Consider the following 17,449-nt stretch of genomic DNA (forward strand, 5'->3'; position numbering starts at 1 on the left):
GTCAGAAAACGGGGATGTCGAGGGGCCATAAAGATCGGGCGGCTCCGAAAAATCGGAGCCGCCCTAGAGTTCGCATCATCGAGAAATGAGGTGGGCCGAGGTCGGGAGGGGACCGACCGCTGTTGCGGTCCACAATCCCAAAACGCCCCCGCCGTCATGCGGTTCCTTGGCCCGGCGCGCGATCAGGCGCGGCGTGAAGGGTGGAAGAACAGAGCCTGCGAGATCGCTGCCTTTACCGTTTCGGGCTGGAAAGGCTTGGTGATCAGGAAGGTCGGTTCCGGACGCTCACCCGTCAGCAAACGTTCGGGGAAGGCCGTAATGAAGATGACCGGCACATTGATGTCCTTGAGGATATCGCGCACCGCGTCGATGCCCGACGAACCGTCGGCCAATTGGATATCGGCCAGCACCAGACCCGGCTTATGCTGGCGCACCGCTTCCACTGCTTCAGTGTGGGTGGTGGCAGTGCCCGTGACATCGTGACCCAGTTCGCGCACCAGACTTTCAATGTCGGCGGCGATGATCGCCTCATCTTCAATGATGAGAACGTCAGTAGCCAGCTCGGCGTCGATGTCGGACTGCGCCTCTCCGATCAGCTGGTCGACCGTGCGCGGGTCGGTGCCCAGAACCTGAGCCGCCTCGGAAGGGGTAAAGCCTTCGAGCGAGGTCAGCAAAAAGGCCTGACGCGAGCGCGGCGAGATCTTCATCAGACGCTTGGCGGCCAGATCGGCCACGCCGCTGTCACCGTCATGGGTGTCCTCGAGGCGCGCTCCCGTCGAAGACCAGATGGTGTGAAACACATGATACAGGGCTACGCGCGGCGTCATGTCGGCTGGAAGCTGGCGCTCACCGGCCGCCAAGGCTTCGAGGGCAACACGGACATATTGGTCGCCCGTCGCCTGATCGCCCGTCAACGCGCGGGCATAACGACGGACATAAGGCAGATGCGGCGCAAGCCTGGCCAAAAGACTCATTAAAGATATTCCCCGACTGTCATGACACGGCTTGTTTCGAAACAGCGCCGCTTGTCTGCAAAACGTTTGATGATCACCCCAGTTCCCGCCCCCATGGTCCAAATTTACATTATTTGGTCAAGCTTAAGGAACTGTCGCTACAGTCCAGCGTTACATTTTGCGTGTGAACCCGGCGACACCGCCGGTTCGGGGGATGGTCAAACCATTAATGACTGAAAAATCTAGACTTTTGGACGACGATCTGGCGGTGGAAGACATGGACTTGGATGAAGCCCGCCTCCGCCAGCAAGCCATCGGCGTAAAGCTTCGTCACCTGTTTGACGAGGTTGTGAACGAGCCTGTCCCGGACGAGTTCCTTGACATTCTGAGACGCGCAGATCTCGGCACGAACGAAGGTGGGGCATGACTTCAAACGGCGCGGCTCCTAAGCCGCCGTCGGCCGACGACAACGCCTTCAAGAAAGAGTTGGTCGCGCTGATCCCCCATATTCGCGCTTTTGCGCGCACCCTGACCGGTGACGCTACCGCTGCGGACGATCTGGCCCAGGAAGCCTTGATGAAGGCTTGGGATGCCCGTGCCTCCTATCAGATGGGCACGAACATGAAGGCCTGGACCTTCATGATCCTGCGCAATCAGTTTTATTCTGAAAAGCGCCGCTCGTGGCGTTCGACCCAGCTGGATCAGGAAGCTGCCGAGCGGACCCTGATCGCAGTGGACGATCCCGAGGCACCCGTGGCGTTGGACGAACTGCGCCAGGCTCTCAAGACCCTGCCGGAAGAACAGCGTGAAGCCCTCATTCTGGTGGGCGCAGGCGGTTTTGCTTACGAAGAGGCCGCTGCGATCTGTCAATGCGCGGTGGGCACAGTCAAAAGTCGCGTCTCGCGCGCCCGCAAGGCCTTGCAGGCGGCGCTGGAGCGCGGCGGTTATGACCGCGACGGCAAGGCTGCAGGCGATGCCATGCGCTCCATTTTGGCCGATGCCGATCGGCTGAGCGGCAGCCACCAGTCTTGAGGCCGCGATGCAGCGGCCCGGGGGCAAGCCTTTGAAACGCATTCGGGATGCGCTGGAACGTGTGTTCCGTTCCGGCGACAGACCCCATCCGCGCGGCAGGCGCATTGAAGGCATTCGCGCCCGTCTTGGTTTAGCCATGGCCTTGGCGTTGCTGCCGTTTATCTTGTTGGGACTTGCACAGGCGCGGGGCGAATACCAACGCCAGAGCGCCGACCTGAGAGCCGATCTGCAGTTGGCCGCGCAACAGAGCGTCAGCAATGCCACGGGACTGCTCGGCCGCACCGATACCATGTTGATGGTGTTGGGACCTGAAGCGACTTCATCCTATTGTTCGGCCCGCCTGAGCATACTGGCCCAGCGCCTTGACGATATTCAGGCCCTCTATCGCATCGACCAATCCGGCAAGATCGTCTGCCAATCCGATGATCGGGGCCATGACCTTTTGGGCGACCCGGCCCAGTCGCCGTGGTTCCAGCAACTGCACGACATCAATGCCGATGTCCCCGAGCGCATCCAACAGGCGCGGGGCGAGCCGTTTGTCATTCAGGCCCAACGCGTCACCCGCCCGCTGGGTGGCTTTGACGGCGTGATGGTCGCTGTTTTGCATTTGGACGATCTGGAGATCGATCCCACGGTGCAGGGTCTTCCGGAAAATTCCTATTCGGCCCTTTTCAATACGATGGGGCAGCCGCTTACCGTCGAGCGCAATCCGGCTTTCGATCCGCAGATCGAGAGCGTGAGCGACTGGATGCGTGATCCATCACGCGATGCCGACTTGATCGAAGCCGTCGGCACAGACGGCATCCGACGGGTCTATGCCCGGGCGCCCGTGACCGAACTGAATGCCTATGCGGTGATGGCCGCGCCGGCAGCCTCGCCATGGTTCTGGGCGACCAATCCTATCCGCTTCCTGATGATGCCGCTGGCAGCCTGTCTGACCGCGTTTGCCGCGGTGATGTTTGCCTCCGAACGGATCGTGATCCGCTGGTTGGACTATCTGGACCGGATTGCCGCCATCTATGCGCGGGGCCGCTATACGGTGCGTCCGGTACAGGCCGAGAATGCGCCGCTGGAGATCCGGCGTCTGGCCCAGACCATGGATGAGCTGGGCGACAACATCACCCATCGCGATGCGGCACTGACCGAGGCGCTGGACGAGAAAGACGCCCTGCTGCGCGAGATTCACCATCGGGTGAAAAACAATCTGCAGATCATTTCGTCTCTGCTGTCGATGCAGCAGCGCGCGGTCAGCGATCCGGCCGCGCGGGCGGCATTGGGCGATACGCGTCAGCGTATCTCGGCCTTGGCGCTGATTTATCGCACGCTGTACCAAGGCACGGACGTACGGCGCGCTGATGCAGAAATGTTCCTGAACGAACTGGTCGGCCATCTGGTGGCCTCTGAATCCATCAGGGGCCCGCTGGTCAGCAGTTCGGTAGAAGCCGACAGCCTGCAGATCGATCCGGAAAAACTGGCCCCCATGGCGCTGTGGCTGGTCGAAGCCATTTCCAACGCACAGAAGCATGCCTTTGCTGAACGCGGCGGTGATCTGAAGGTCCGCTTCAAGGTCAATGGCGAAACCAGTGTGCTGGAGGTGGAAGACGACGGCCCCGGCGTCGAAGTCACATCCCCCGGTGTGGGCCTGACCCTCATGACGGCCTTTGCCAAACAACTGCGGGGCAAGGCAGAACTGGTCGAAGCGCCCAGCGGCGGGTCGATTGCGCGCCTTACCTTCCTGACGCCTGATGTGACCGACTGAGCACGCTCTGTTGCGGACAATTCTCTTCCACCTTCATCAAGGAACCTCGAAGAGGCGCTGACGTTTCAACGTCAAGGCGAACACGCCTTGCTTTTATCCCCCTTAGGAGAACGCCATGCGCAAGCTGCTCATCCTGGCTGTTGCCGCCGCCGCTCTGACCACCGCCGCCTGCAACACTGTCCAAGGCCTCGGCCGCGACACCCAAGCTGCTGGTGAAGCTGTTTCGGACGCCGCTCGCGACGCCAAGAACTAAGCCTCTTAGTTCGTCGAGATTTGAGGGCTCCGTCCCGCAAGGGACGGGGCCTTTTTCGTGCGCGAAAGGCACGGCGCGCGCCAAAATCCGGCTAGACCTGTAAAAAGCCACTAATTTCGGCCATAAGGCCCGCATGAAGTTCCTCGATCAGGCCAAGATTTACATCCGCTCCGGTAATGGTGGCGCGGGCTCGGTGTCATTCCGACGCGAGAAATTTATTCCTAACGGCGGCCCGGACGGCGGCGACGGCGGTAGGGGCGGCGACGTGTGGATCGAAGCCGTGGACGGCCTGAACACCCTGATCGACTATCGCTATCAGCAGCACTTCAAGGCGCAGACCGGCCATCACGGCCAAGGTCGCCAGATGCACGGGGCCAAGGGCAACGATATCGAACTGCGCGTTCCGGTCGGCACCCAGGTGCTGGACGAAGATAAGGAAACGGTCCTCGTCGACATGGACAAGGCGGGCAAGCGCGTGCGCCTACTGGCCGGCGGCAACGGCGGCTGGGGCAACACCCGCTTCAAGGGTCCGGTCAATCAGGCCCCTACCCATGCCAACCCCGGCCAACCGGGCGAGGAAAAATGGGTGTGGCTGCGCCTGAAGCTGATCGCCGACATCGGTCTGGCGGGTCTGCCCAATGCGGGCAAGTCGACCTTCCTGTCGGCAGTGTCCTCGGCCAAGCCCAAGGTGGCGGACTATCCGTTCACCACTCTGGTGCCGAACCTTGGCGTGGTGGACCTGTCGCCCACCGAGCGTTTCGTGATTGCCGACATTCCGGGCCTGATCGAAGGGGCCAGCGAAGGCGCAGGCCTTGGCACCCGCTTCCTCGGCCACGTCGAGCGTTCGGCCAGCCTGATCCACCTGATCGACGGCACACAGGAAGACGTTGTAGGTGCCTACAACATCATCCGTGGCGAGCTGGAAGCCTATGGCGACGGTCTTGCCGACAAGGCCGAGATTCTGGCCCTGAACAAGATCGACTCGCTGAGCGAAGAAGAGCGCGCCGAAAAGGCCGATGCGCTCGAAGCTGTCGCCGGTCGTCGTCCGCTGCTGGTGTCGGGCGTGTCGGGTGAAGGCGTCACCGAACTGCTGCGCGCGGCCTATGCCGAGGTGCGCAAGCTGCGCGGTGACCGTGATGTGGTCGTCGAGGAAGAAGACGACACCGTCTATGAAACCCCGGGCGGCTGGTCGCCGCTATAACGCGAGACCAAGCGCCCGCCAATCAAACCCCGTTCAGCCGCGAGGCGGGACGGGGTTTTGTTTTTGCCGTGATGACGGCGGCCCTGCTGCCCCCTATTGTGTGCCCATGACCGAAGCGACCACCGACACCCCCGCCGCACCTGAGACCCCTGCCACGGACAAGCCCGTGCGGCTTTGGATGATCGATGCCTCGGCCTATATCTTTCGGGCCTATCATGCCCTGCCGCCCCTGACGCGCAAGTCGGACGGCCTGCCGGTCGGTGCCGTTCAGGGTTACTGCAACATGCTGTGGAAGCTGTTGAAGGACACCAAGGGCGAAGACGGCCCGACCCATTTGGTGGCCATCTTCGACCATTCGGAAAAGACCTTCCGCAATGATCTGTACGATCAATACAAGGCCCACCGCCCCCCTGCCCCCGAAGATCTGGTGCCGCAATTCCCGCTGGTGCGCGAGGCCACGCGTGCCTTTGGCGTGCCCTGCGTGGAACTGGCGGGCTATGAGGCCGATGACCTGATCGCCACCTATGCCTGCAAGGCGCGCGATGCGGGCGGCGAGGCCGTGATCGTCTCGTCCGACAAGGACCTGATGCAGCTGATCGGCGATGGCGTGGTCATGTGGGACCCGATGAAGGACCGCGTGCTGGCCGAGGACGCCGTGATGGAAAAGTTCGGCGTGGCCCCGAACCGCGTGGTCGATGTTCAGGCCCTGATCGGCGACAGCGTCGATAATGTGCCGGGTGCCCCCGGTATCGGCCCCAAGACCGCCGCCCAGTTGATTGGCGAATACGGCGACCTCGACACCCTATTGGAGCGCGCGGGCGAGATCAAACAGCCCAAGCGCCGCGAGACCCTGATCAATTTTGCGGACCAGATCCGCATGTCGCGCGAGCTGGTCAAACTGACCTGTGACGCGCCTGCGCCCGAGCCGATCGAGGACTTTGTCCTGCGCGATCCTGATCCGGCCGTGCTGGCGGACTTCCTCGAGACGATGGAGTTCCGTTCCCTGCTGCGCCGCGTCGGCGACGGAAAGACAACCGACAACGGCACTTCGGCCTTTGCGCCGCGCCGCGCCATCAGCGCCCCCATCGCCACGCCCCGCTATGGCAATACCGACACCGCAGAGCCGGACGCGCCGCAAACCTTTGACCGCAGCGCCTACGAGTGCGTGACCACGATCGAGGCTCTGCACGCATGGATTTCGCGCGCCGAGAGCGCAGGCGTCATCGGCTTTGATACCGAAACCGACCGCCTGTCCTCGGTGCATGGCGAACTGGTAGGCCTGTCGCTGGCCGTCGGACCCAATCAGGCCTGCTATGTGCCGCTGGCCCATGAGGGCGAGTCCTCGACCTCGGGCGGTGGCCTGTTTGGCGATGAGCCGTCGGACGCGCCTGCCATCATCCAGATTCCACGCGATCAGGCCTTGGCCGCTCTGAAACCTTTGCTGGAGAACCCCAAGGTTCTGAAGGTGATGCAGAACGGCAAATATGATCTGACGGTCATGGCCAATCAGGGCATCGCCGTCGCGCCGGTCGATGACACTCTGCTGATTTCCTATGTACTGGGCGGCGGTCTGCACGCGCACGGCATGGACGAACAGGCCCGTCGCCTGCTGGGCCACGAATGCATCCCGTTCAAACAGGTGGCCGGTACGGGTAAGAGCCAGAAATCCTTCAAACACGTCGAACTGAAAGCGGCGACCGAATACGCGGCCGAAGACGCCGATGTGACCCTGCGCCTGTGGCAGCTGCAAAAGCCGAAGCTGGCCGAAGAGGGCCTGCTAACCGTCTATGAGACGCTGGAGCGTCCGATGCCCGCCGTGCTGTCCGACATGGAGCGCGCGGGCGTGCGCATCGATCCGGCCATCCTGCGCCGCCTGTCCAGCGACTTTGGCATGCGCATGGTCAAGCTGGAGGAAAAGGCCCACGAGGTCGCCGGCCGTCCGTTCAACATCGGCAGCCCGCGCCAGATCGGGGAAATCCTCTTTGGCGATATGAACCTGCCGGGCGGCAAGAAGACCGCTTCCGGCCAATGGGGCACCGATGCCTCGGTGCTGGAAGAGTTGGCGCTGAACCATGAACTGCCGCGCCTGATCCTCGACTGGCGCCAGCTGTCCAAGCTGAAGAGCACCTATACGGACGCTCTGCTGGAAGCGATGGATGCTAGGACCGAGCGCGTGCACACCAGCTATCAGCTGGCCGCCGCCTCTACGGGCCGCCTCGCCTCCTCCGATCCGAACCTGCAGAACATTCCGATCCGCACCGAGACCGGCCGCGAAATCCGTCAGGCCTTCATCGCGCGTGATGGCCATGTGCTGATTTCAGCCGACTACAGCCAGATCGAACTGCGCCTGCTGGCCCACATCGGCGACATTCCGGAACTGAAGAAGGCCTTTAAGGCAGGGCTGGACATTCACGCGGCCACGGCATCGGAAATGTTCGGCGTGCCGATCGAGGGCATGCCGTCGGAGACGCGCCGCCGCGCCAAGGCGATTAACTTCGGCATTGTCTATGGCATCTCGGCCTTTGGCTTGGCGAACCAGCTGGGCATCGATCAGGGCGAGGCCGGGGCCTATATCAGGACCTATTTCGAACGCTTCCCCGGCATCCGGGACTATATGGACCGGATCAAGGAGGCGGTGAAACGCGACGGCTATGTCTCGACCATTTTTGGTCGCCGTATCCACATTCCGGCCATCCACTCCAAATCCGGTGCCGAGCGCCAGTTTGGCGAGCGGGCTGCCATCAATGCCCCCATTCAGGGGGCCGCTGCCGACATCATCCGCCGCGCCATGATCCAGATGCCCCAGGCGCTGGCCGATGCGGGCCTGAAGACGCGCATGCTGCTGCAAGTGCACGATGAACTGGTGTTCGAGGCCCCCGAAGCCGAGGCCGAGCGCGCCCTCGAAGTCATCAAGACAACCATGGAACGGGCCGCCGAACCCGTCGTCGCCCTGACCGTCCCGCTGGAAGTCGAAGCCAAGGCCGCCGCCAACTGGGATCAGGCCCACTAGGCATACCGACAAGGCGTCCGCTCTGCCGGACGCCTTTCGACCAGCCTGCCGGCCCGATGCCCGGGCCATTGCGGATACGGCGCGTAAAACCCATTGTATGGGATCAACGTTGCGCGAAAGGCGCAATGCAGGAGCCCCCCCAATGAGCCTCGACCCCGAAATCAAAGACCTCGAAAACGAGAAGCGTTACGAGCTGCACGTCGACGGCCATGTGGCCTATGTCGAGTACAACAATGTCGAGGGCGGCCGCCTGGTCTCCAAGACGCTGGTGCCGCAAGAGCTCGAAGGGCGCGGGATTGCGTCGCGTCTGGCCAAGCATGTGCTGCAGGATATCCGCGACAAGGGTCTCAAGATTTTGCCGACCTGCACCTTCTTTGCGGCCTATATCCAGAAGCATCCGGACCAGTACCGCGATCTGGTGCATGACGGTTATAAGGCTGTGCTGGGCCTCTAAGCCCCTGACAGGACGAAGGGCGGGTTCGCTTTCGCGCCCTTCGCCTGCTAGGGCAGGCACATGAAGCTACAGACTCTGGATGTCCTGATCGCTGGTGCCGGTGCCGCCGGTATGATGTGCGCCATCGAAGCCGGAAAGCGCGGTCGCCGCGTACTGGTGATCGATCACGCCAAGGCCCCCGGCGAAAAGATCCGCATTTCGGGCGGCGGGCGCTGTAACTTCACGAATCTGGGCATCCATCCGGCCGCCTATCTTGGCGAAAATCCGCGCTTTGCGCTGTCGGCGCTGAAGCGGTTTACCCAGCACGACTTTATCAAAATGGTCGAGCGGCACCGCATAGCCTATCACGAAAAAACCCTTGGCCAGCTGTTCTGCGACGACAGCGCCAAGGACATCATCAAAATGCTGACCGATGAAATGAGGGCGGCGGGCGTGACCCTGTCGCTGAACCTCGGCGTCAAATCGATCAGCCATGATGGTGATCTCTACACCGTCGACCTGGACGATGGATCACGCGTGCAGGCCTCTTCGGTTGTGATTGCCACCGGTGCCAAATCCATCCCGAAAATGGGGGCGACGGGTTGGGCCTATGATGTGGCCCGACAATTCGGACTGCGGGTCACGGACACCCGCCCCGGCCTTGTGCCGCTGACGTTCGAGCCGACCCTGCTGGAAAGCCTGAAACCGCTGGCCGGCGTGTCGGTAGATGCTGTGGTGCGTCACAAGGCACCCAAGGATGCCGCCGCCGGTCGCCCGACCAAACCGACCGAGTTCCGCGAAGGCCTGCTGTTTACGCACCGCGGTCTGTCCGGTCCGTCCATCCTGCAGATCAGTTCCTACTGGCGCGAGGGCGAGGCGATCACCATCGACATGTGCCCCGACACCGATGTGGCCGCTGCCCTGCTGGCCACCAAGAATGAAAACGGCAAGCAGATGGTGCATACGGCGCTGGGCCACATCGTGCCTCGCCGTCTGGCCGAGGTGCTGTGCGAACGCGCAGGGCTAAAGGGCAAGCTGGCCGAACAGGGCGACAAGAAGCTGCGCGCCTTGGCCGAGAGCGCCAATGCGTGGAGCGTCAAGCCCGTCGGCTCCGAAGGCTATCGTACTGCCGAGGTCACATTGGGCGGCGTGGATACGACCCAGCTGGACCAGCAGACCATGGAGGCCAAGACGGCCAAGGGTCTGTATTTCATCGGCGAGGCGGTCGACATTACCGGCTGGCTGGGCGGCTATAATTTCCAGTGGGCATGGTCTTCGGGCTGGGCAGCAGGCCAGTCCGTCTGAACCTGCGACCTGTTGGCACGTTGTCCGCAGGCCCCGTCTTCCTTAGCTGAGCCTTGCGGGACGGGCCCCTCTGGTCCGGCAGGTGCCGGACGATGTCGGCCCGCATCAAGGCGAAAGGACCCCGATGCCTCTATTGATGTGCCCCAACGATAATGCCCCCATGCAGACGCTGGATCGCAACGGCGTGCAGTTTGACATGTGCCCGAACTGCCGTGGCGTGTGGCTGGACCGCGGCGAGTTGGAAAAGCTGATGGAAAGCGCCACCAACGATGGCCGCGCCTCTGTTCAGGCCAGCCAGCCGATGGCCCCCCCGCAGGCCTCGCAGGCACCGTGGGGCCATCAGCGCCCGTCCGAGCCATACCGCAGCCGCGACGATGACTATCGCCGTCACAAGGACGACGAGCGCTATTACAAAAAGAAAAAGCGCCTCGACATCTTTGATATCTTCGACTGAGTCCGGCTGAATTTTACAGGGTCAGCCCGACCTGTCGCATAAGCGGCACCAGCGACTGAAGCACGTCCGGCTGACCCTGCAAGACTTCTCGGCCTTCGGGCGAGCGCAGCAGGCGCAAGGCGTCGGCCTTGGCTTTTTCGGTGATGGGCCCGAGCGGCGCGGCATCGCCTACAGCCAGTTTGAGCAAAATGGTCAGACGCTGGCCCACCGGCACGGGAGCCTTGGATATCTGCGCCAAAAGACGGGTTTCTTCGGCGATCTTGAGCCCGAGCGTGCCCAAGACTTCCAGCGTCTTTTCTGCATCCTTTCCCGTCAGGCCCGCGGACTCTACGGCCCTTTGCACGCGGCGCAGCGCCAGTAGCTTCTGCGTAGGGGCCTGCCCGGGAGCCCGCATTTCGGTCTCGAAACGCAAGGATGACACGCAGGCTTCCAGCCAGCGGGCCGCCGCGCGCTTGCTGGCCCCGCCGGTGACATTGTCACTGAGGCGAACCAGACGCTCGACCTCGGCCAATACCGTGGTGCAGTCCTTCACATAGGCCCCCACGAAATCGGCCGTCACCAACAGGCGGGAGCGTTCAATAAAGGCATGTTGGACCTCTTCCAAGGTCAGCAGACGACCCGCGGTGGCCGTCAAAGACATCGCCAGAGCGCGCAGGATGTTGATCTCGCCCTCGGGATCCCCCGGACGCAAACGGCGCTGGCTCGTCAGTTCGCGCAGGACCATCTTGGCCAGAGCCGAAGCCACTAGCGGAAAATCCCCCGCTGCCAGACGCTCGCCCAGCTTGGCAGCGGGACCGTCCACAGGCGGCACCAAAACCATCAGGCGCGGATCATGCGCCACGATAGCGGCCACTTCATCGGGAGCCACCATCCGCACGACCGCCGCCAGAATGGAGCCTTGATCCAGCGCGGGGCCAAACAGGTCCGGCAGGTTCCAGCGCGCGGCCAGCATTTCACACAGGATTTGCTCGATCGGCACCATAACCATGGCGCGCAGAGGCCCCTCGAGCGGTGCCTGATCCGCCAAGCCCATCAATATGCCGAGACGTTCGCGGGCGCCGCGTGCGCCGTTAAAGGCGGCGGCAATCGTACCCCCCATGCGAAAGGCGCGATCAGGTACGCCCTGAAGGCCTTCGGCGATCCGGACCAACGGGGTCTTGGCCGGATCGGCAAAGTCGCCCCGCCGCCCTGCCTTGACCACCCGCTCCACTGCCTCGTCGGACAGCTTCTGATAGGTGCGGATCAGGCTGTGCAGGTCCTGACCGGAGCCTTGGGCCTCGGGCACGGCGATCTTTTGAATGGCGTGCTGTACCTCGACGCCCGAGGCGTCCAGCCGCTCGGCCAGAACCGGTGAGTGCAAAAGCTCAAACGCGGTCGCCCCCTGACGACGCAGCCAGTCTTCGAGCACATGGCCCAGCCGCTCGCGCGCATGGACGGTGTAAAGGTCCGCCGGAGCGCGGCACAGTGGGCTCAGTGATGCGGTGTCGGTCTTGGCCGCCTTGCGTACAGGGTCGGGGGCCCCCAACCGCAACACACTCACGCTGCTGAATTCCATAGACGCCGGATCAAGGGTCTCCTTGGTCACTTTGACCGAAACCGCCTGTTTGTCCCGCAACACCTCTTCTGCCGTCTCGATGGCATGTTTGCGATTTTCATGGGCCATCAACAGCGTCCAGCCCGCCGCCGCAGTCTTGCGGACATAGATTTCGTAGTGAACCGGACCGGCCATAGTGCCCTTCGAGACGCGATATTATGGTGCCGCTATAGGAGCAGGTGCTTAAAGTCCCGTTTCAAACGGAAATTGTGGCCCTACTTGAAGCGAAAGCACTAGCGACCCATTTCCTGTGGCCTTAATCTGAACGCGCTCGTGGCGAACGGTTACGCTGGCCGTGCGTTGTGAACACAACCCCAGCCGGCCGCCGACGGTCGCACCCGCTCGCAAGGAGAAGCCCTTGGCTAACATCACCCTGGTCGATGACGACGAAAACATCGTCGCCTCCGTTTCCTTGGCTCTGGAGAGCCACGGGCACAAGGTGACGGCTTACCACGACGGCGCTTCTGGCTTGGAAGCGCTGGAGAACACGCCGCCGGATCTGGCGATCCTCGACGTGAAAATGCCGCGCATGGACGGCATGGAAGTGCTGCGTCGTCTGCGCCAGACCTCGAACCTGCCGGTCATTATGCTGACCTCGAAGGACGAGGAAATCGACGAGATTCTCGGCTTCAACCTCGGTGCTGACGACTATATGCACAAGCCGTTCAGCCAGCGTCTGCTGATCGAGCGTGTGAAGGCCCTTTTGCGTCGCGCCGGTGTCGAAGGCCTCGACATGGCCGCCAGCGACAGCGCCAATGAGGCCGGCAAGGCCATCAAGCGCGGCCAGCTGTCGATGGACCCTGCCCGTCACGAATGCACCTGGGACGGCAAGCCGGTGAAGCTGACCGTGACCGAATTCCTGCTGTTGCAGGCGCTGGCCCAGCGTCCCGGTTTCGTGAAGAGCCGCGACAATCTGATGGACGCCGCCTACGACGATCAGGTTTACGTCGATGACCGCACCATCGACAGCCACGTAAAGCGCATGCGTAAGAAGTTCCGCATGGTTGACCCCGAGTTCGACGCAATCGAGACCCTGTATGGCGTCGGCTACCGTTACCGCGAAAGCTGATAACGAAACCCCGCCCAGACGGCGGTTCCGCTTTGGCGGATCGCGTCTGGGCGGTTTCATGCTCAGCCTCAATCTGCTCAGCCTGCTGATCCTGCTCGGCGGGGCCTTGGCCTTGAACGAATGGAGCCGCGGGCTGATTCAGGCACGTCAGGAATCACTGACGGTGCAGGCAGAGCTGTTGTCCAACGTGTTGGGGGAGCTGGGTATTACCCAGGGCGATCCCTATCCCATGCTGGACGACCGTGCCGCCGCCTTCTGGCTGCGGGACAATTTTATTCCGGTGGGCCAGCGCGCCCGCCTGTTCGACATGGACGGTCTGCCCGTATCGGACTCCTATAACGTCTCGGACATGATCCCCGGTGAGCCGTTGCCGCCTGCCGCACCGTCCGGTACCGCCGTCGAACCCCAACCTGATCAAGCCCCCCGTAACGCCAAGGCCGACGCCGAACTGGCCGCCGAGGTCGAGCGCGCCCTGCAAGGCACGCCGCAAGCGGGCTTGCGCCAGAACGAAGAGGGCGAGCGCGTGGTGTCTGTGTCCCTGCCCGTGCGCCATGTGCGTCAGGTTCTGGGGGTCCTGACGCTGGAAGCGGGCGATGTGAACGAGACGCTGGCGGCCCAACGCCGCGCCCTGATGCCGTTTGCACTGGTGGCGCTGGCGGTGAACCTGTTTGCCTCTCTGATTCTCCATCTATTCGTGGCCCGTCCGGTGTTGCGGCTGTCGGCAGCCGCCGATCAGGTGCGCCTGCAGCGCGCCCGCGCCATCTCCCTGCCCGATCTGACCGCCCGCAAGGACGAAGTGGGCGGCCTGGCCCGCGCTCTGGAACAGATGACCGACACCTTGTCCCAGCGCATGGACGCCATCGAGCGCTTTGCCGCCGATGTGTCACACGAGATCAAAAACCCGCTGACCTCTATCCGCTCGGCGCTGGAGACCCTGCCGCTGGTCAAAACCGACGAGCAGCGTGCGCGTCTGACCAATCTGCTGCAGCAGGACGTGCGTCGGCTGGATCGTCTGATCACGGATATTTCCAACGCCTCGCGGCTGGATGCCGAGCTGTCGCGCGACCGTCCGCGCCAGATCGAGCTTGGCGAGCTTCTGCGCGACATCATCAATGTCTATGAGGGCAATCTGCGCGAGGGCGAGATTCCGGTGCGCCTGATCACCAGCCTGAGCGATCCGGTCAAGGTGATGGGCCGCGACACGCCACTGGGTCAGGTGTTCCGCAATCTGATCGACAACGCCCGCTCATTCAGCCCCGCAGGGGCCGAGGTGCGCGTCTTTCTGGAAAAGGACGACGCGCCCGACTTCTGGCGGGTGCGCGTCGAGGACGATGGCCCCGGTATCCCCGCAGAAAACCTCGAAACCGTGTTCGAGCGTTTCTACACCTCGCGGCCCAAGGGCACGGCGTTTGGCAATAACTCGGGCCTTGGCCTGTCTATCGTGCGCCAGATTATCAAGGCGCATGAGGGCACTGTGGTTGCGGCCAACCGTATCGATGCCGAGGGCAATGTGACCGGCGCGACCTTCACCGTGCGCCTGCCCAACGCCGCCAAGCGGAACTGACGCGCGTGCGCCAGCCCTTGCACGGCACTGTCGTGGCCCTGCGCTGCAAGGGGCAGTGGCGCGGCGTGATGATCTGCGGGCCAAGCGGGGCTGGAAAAAGCGATCTGGCCCTGCGGCTTATGACCATGGGCGCGCGTCTGGTGGTCGATGATCAGGCCATCGTCTGGGCCAACAACGGCTGCATCTATGCCCGCGCGCCCCAGACGATTTCGGGCAAGATCGAGGTGCGGGGTGTGGGAATTTTGCCTGCATCGCCGCTGGCCTTTGTACGCCTCAGCTTGATTGTTCAGGCTCAGCTGGAAACGCCGGAACGCCTGCCGGATCAACAGTTTACCGAACTAGAAGGGGTGCGTGTACCGTCAATGGGATTGCGCCTGCTACACCCTTCGGCGCCCCATGTGGTCGCATCTGCTCTAGAGGCCCTTTGAACACTGCGGTCTTTGTCCTAAGAAAGCAGGTTCGGAAGCCTGTTCGGCACCATCGCATCACAGCGGTCTTCGCAGAGCAGGCGCGTTTGGGCTGTTTGGTTATGCCTTCATGATCGGTCTGGTGATCGTCACACACGGGGGCCTCGCCTCCGAATTTATCTCGGCCATGGAGCACGTGGTGGGGCCGCAACGCGGTGTCGCCGCCATCTGCATCGGGCCCGACGACGACATGGAGCGTCGTCGTCGCGATATTCTCGACGCGGCGGCCGCCGTGGACGATGGCGACGGCGTGATCCTGTTGACCGACATGTTCGGCGGTACCCCGTCCAATCTGGCCATCTCCGTCATGGAACAGACCAAGGCCGAAGTCATCGCCGGTCTGAACCTGCCCATGCTGATCAAGCTGGCCAGCGTGCGCAGCCGCGAGAGCCTTGAGGCCTGTGTGGCCCATGCTCAGGATGCCGGTCGCAAATATATCTCTGTCGCGTCATGGGTGCTAGCAGGCGACAAATGAGCGAGACCCACCGCGCCACCCTGTCGATCTGTAACCAGCGCGGCCTGCATGCCCGCGCCTCGGCCAAATTCGTCAAGACAGCGTCGGAATATGAGGCCGAGGTTCTGGTCAGCAAGGACGGCACCACCGTCGATGCCCGCTCTATCATGGGGCTGCTGATGTTGGGGGCCGGTATCGGCTCGACCATCGAGGTCTCCGCCAGCGGCGAGCAGGCCGAACATGCTCTGGCTGCCCTGAGCGATCTGGTCGCCCGCCGCTTCGACGAAGATCAGTAAGAGCGCCCCGCTATACGGGGCTAAGTCAGGCGACGCCCATCAACTGCCAGTCGATGATTTCCTGCTCGTCATTGGTGGTCAGCCAATGGCCAGCTTGAATACGTTTGTGCGTGACCTGATAGCCTGCGCCTGAAAGGTCAGCCTCGAGAGCCGTATCGCGATCCTGAACGATCAGGCTGTCTCCGGTCGCGCTGACCATCAGGATGCGGCCCTTGGCACCCGACGGGTTGGCCTCATCGAGAACCTTCATCGGGCGCAACAGCACCGCCTGACGCACACTGTCGGGATAGAGCGCCGCCACAGCGCCGATCATATTGGCACCGTTCGAATAGCCCAGCAGCAGCAGCTTGTCGGCATCCAGCGCATAGCCACGGATGGCCCCTGCGAGGAAGGCATTAAAAGCCGCCGCTTCTTGCCGGATATCGTCTTGGTCAAAGCTGTCCTGACCTAAACGACGGAACCAGCGCAGACTGCTTTCTTCGGTGGCACGACCACGTACGCCCAGTAGAGCCGCGCGCGGATTGATGCGGTTCGCCAGTGGCATCAGGGAAGCCTCGTCCGCGCCGGTTCCGTGCAGCAGGACGATGGTGCTGCCATCGGGGTCCTCTGGCCAATAGAAGCGATGCACAAACGGCAGTTCGCGGCGCGGGCTGCGCAGTTCGCCGGGTCGCGAAAATTGGGGCAGTTTGATCGCCAACTCCTGCGCCAGATGCGGCAGGATTTCAGGCGGAAACTTCAGGGTCTGTCCCAGTTGGTCAGGCGCTTCATCGACGGCCATACCCGGCGCATCGGTGGCATATTCGATCAACAGACCGCTGACATCGCGCACATAGAGAGACACGAAATACTGGCGGTCATGCACATTGGTCGGGCCGTGGTCTTTCAGGTCCAGACGCATCTGGCGCACGGCATCGATATCCGGCGCGCGGAAGGCCACATGGTCAGGCACGCCTGCGCCCTTGATGGATTCCGGATAGCCGGTCACGGCATGCACATCGACCACATCGGTGTCCGACTTCAGACGGGTGATGGCGTCTTCAACCGACTGCTTTTCATAGCCGAACCGTCCGATGAAATCGCAAGTCTGTTCGGCGCGGTCGCTCAGCACGGTAATACCACGGATGTAGCACGGTGCCGTCACAGAACCCGAGCCAAGGGCGGCTTCGCTGGCGACCAGTTTAATGATCAGGCCGTCAGGATCTTTCAGACGAAGCACCGACTCGCCGAATTCTTTCATCGGGCCCTCGACGGGAATGTTGGCCGAAATGGCGCGGGTCATCCATTCACCCAGACTGTTCATCGGCACCGCAAAGGCGATCTCCGACACCTGCCCGAGCCCGGTACGGCCCCGTCCCGTCGACGGCCACACCAGAAAGCTGACCAGTGTGCCCGGTCGGCCTTCCGGATCGCCATAGAACAAATGCAGCTGTTCGGCATCTTCATAGCCGCCCGTCTGTTTGACGAGGCTGAGCCCCAGAAAGCCCATGTAGAAGTCGACATTGGCCTGAACATCAGCCGTGATGCTGGTGACGTGATGGATACCGGTTTTCACGGCGCGCCTCTCAATCAAACGGTGCGCCCTGCCTGATGGCAGGGCGCGGGAAG

At 62.6% G+C, this 17,449-nt stretch carries 17 protein-coding genes; 14 read left to right on the top strand and 3 right to left on the bottom strand.

Annotated features, from left to right (window positions below):
* Positions 1 to 182: 182 nt before the first annotated feature.
* Positions 183 to 974: a response regulator gene (locus B3B04_RS02435; RefSeq protein WP_292039515.1), complete on the bottom strand. Its 792-nt coding sequence runs from the start codon at positions 972 to 974 to the stop codon at positions 183 to 185.
* A gap of 256 nt (positions 975 to 1,230) precedes the next feature.
* Between B3B04_RS02435 and B3B04_RS02440 the strand changes: the two genes are divergently transcribed.
* From B3B04_RS02440 to B3B04_RS02480, 9 genes are all read left to right on the top strand, one after another.
* The gene (locus B3B04_RS02440; RefSeq protein ID WP_292039882.1) at positions 1,231 to 1,380 is read left to right on the top strand and encodes a NepR family anti-sigma factor; all 150 of its coding nucleotides are present in this window, start codon (positions 1,231 to 1,233) and stop codon (positions 1,378 to 1,380) included.
* Complete coding sequence (locus B3B04_RS02445; protein WP_292039518.1) at positions 1,377 to 1,985, top strand: sigma-70 family RNA polymerase sigma factor; 609 nt, start codon at positions 1,377 to 1,379, stop codon at positions 1,983 to 1,985. Before B3B04_RS02440 ends, B3B04_RS02445 begins: the two co-directional genes overlap by 4 nt.
* A 31-nt stretch (positions 1,986 to 2,016) precedes the next feature.
* Positions 2,017 to 3,744 (top strand): sensor histidine kinase, encoded by a 1,728-nt coding sequence (locus B3B04_RS02450; RefSeq protein WP_292039519.1) that lies wholly within the window; start codon positions 2,017 to 2,019, stop codon positions 3,742 to 3,744.
* Between the two features lie 115 nt (positions 3,745 to 3,859).
* Positions 3,860 to 3,997, top strand: a complete 138-nt coding sequence (locus tag B3B04_RS02455; protein WP_292039521.1) for an entericidin A/B family lipoprotein — start codon at positions 3,860 to 3,862, stop codon at positions 3,995 to 3,997.
* Positions 3,998 to 4,130: 133 nt separating this feature from the next.
* Positions 4,131 to 5,198 (top strand): GTPase ObgE, encoded by a 1,068-nt coding sequence (gene obgE / locus B3B04_RS02460; RefSeq protein WP_292039522.1) that lies wholly within the window; start codon positions 4,131 to 4,133, stop codon positions 5,196 to 5,198.
* A gap of 106 nt (positions 5,199 to 5,304) precedes the next feature.
* Positions 5,305 to 8,208, top strand: a complete 2,904-nt coding sequence (gene polA, locus B3B04_RS02465) for a DNA polymerase I (RefSeq protein ID WP_292039524.1) — start codon at positions 5,305 to 5,307, stop codon at positions 8,206 to 8,208.
* Between the two features lie 142 nt (positions 8,209 to 8,350).
* The gene (locus tag B3B04_RS02470) at positions 8,351 to 8,662 is read left to right on the top strand and encodes a GNAT family N-acetyltransferase (RefSeq protein WP_292039527.1); all 312 of its coding nucleotides are present in this window, start codon (positions 8,351 to 8,353) and stop codon (positions 8,660 to 8,662) included.
* A 60-nt stretch (positions 8,663 to 8,722) separates the two neighbouring features.
* Entirely contained in the window at positions 8,723 to 9,946 is a 1,224-nt protein-coding gene (locus B3B04_RS02475; RefSeq protein ID WP_292039529.1) for an NAD(P)/FAD-dependent oxidoreductase, read from the top strand.
* Between the two features lie 124 nt (positions 9,947 to 10,070).
* Positions 10,071 to 10,400 (top strand): zf-TFIIB domain-containing protein, encoded by a 330-nt coding sequence (locus B3B04_RS02480; RefSeq protein ID WP_292039530.1) that lies wholly within the window; start codon positions 10,071 to 10,073, stop codon positions 10,398 to 10,400.
* Between the two features lie 13 nt (positions 10,401 to 10,413).
* Here the strand turns inward: B3B04_RS02480 and B3B04_RS02485 are convergent, their stop codons facing one another.
* Positions 10,414 to 12,129: a hypothetical protein gene (locus tag B3B04_RS02485; RefSeq protein ID WP_292039532.1), complete on the bottom strand. Its 1,716-nt coding sequence runs from the start codon at positions 12,127 to 12,129 to the stop codon at positions 10,414 to 10,416.
* Positions 12,130 to 12,352: 223 nt separating this feature from the next.
* Between B3B04_RS02485 and B3B04_RS02490 the strand changes: the two genes are divergently transcribed.
* The 5 genes from B3B04_RS02490 to B3B04_RS02510 all read left to right on the top strand — a co-directional run bounded on the left by B3B04_RS02490 (position 12,353) and on the right by B3B04_RS02510 (position 15,844).
* On the top strand, positions 12,353 to 13,063 hold the full coding sequence (locus B3B04_RS02490; RefSeq protein ID WP_292039534.1) for a response regulator transcription factor: 711 nt from the start codon (positions 12,353 to 12,355) through the stop codon (positions 13,061 to 13,063).
* The gene (locus B3B04_RS02495; protein WP_292039535.1) at positions 13,032 to 14,627 is read left to right on the top strand and encodes an ATP-binding protein; all 1,596 of its coding nucleotides are present in this window, start codon (positions 13,032 to 13,034) and stop codon (positions 14,625 to 14,627) included. The genes B3B04_RS02490 and B3B04_RS02495 overlap by 32 nt, the downstream gene beginning before the upstream one ends.
* A gap of 5 nt (positions 14,628 to 14,632) precedes the next feature.
* Positions 14,633 to 15,055 (top strand): HPr kinase/phosphorylase, encoded by a 423-nt coding sequence (locus B3B04_RS02500; RefSeq protein ID WP_292039537.1) that lies wholly within the window; start codon positions 14,633 to 14,635, stop codon positions 15,053 to 15,055.
* A 109-nt stretch (positions 15,056 to 15,164) separates the two neighbouring features.
* Positions 15,165 to 15,569, top strand: coding sequence for a PTS sugar transporter subunit IIA (locus B3B04_RS02505; RefSeq protein ID WP_292039539.1), 405 nt, complete (start codon positions 15,165 to 15,167; stop codon positions 15,567 to 15,569).
* Positions 15,566 to 15,844: an HPr family phosphocarrier protein gene (locus B3B04_RS02510; protein ID WP_292039542.1), complete on the top strand. Its 279-nt coding sequence runs from the start codon at positions 15,566 to 15,568 to the stop codon at positions 15,842 to 15,844. Before B3B04_RS02505 ends, B3B04_RS02510 begins: the two co-directional genes overlap by 4 nt.
* Positions 15,845 to 15,869: 25 nt before the next feature.
* Here B3B04_RS02510 and B3B04_RS02515 read toward each other — a convergent pair whose 3' ends face one another.
* The gene (locus tag B3B04_RS02515) at positions 15,870 to 17,396 is read right to left on the bottom strand and encodes a VOC family protein (RefSeq protein ID WP_292039543.1); all 1,527 of its coding nucleotides are present in this window, start codon (positions 17,394 to 17,396) and stop codon (positions 15,870 to 15,872) included.
* Positions 17,397 to 17,449: the final 53 nt, after the last annotated feature.

The sequence above is a fragment of the Brevundimonas sp. UBA5713 genome, from assembly GCF_002419815.1.
Classification (GTDB): domain Bacteria; phylum Pseudomonadota; class Alphaproteobacteria; order Caulobacterales; family Caulobacteraceae; genus Brevundimonas.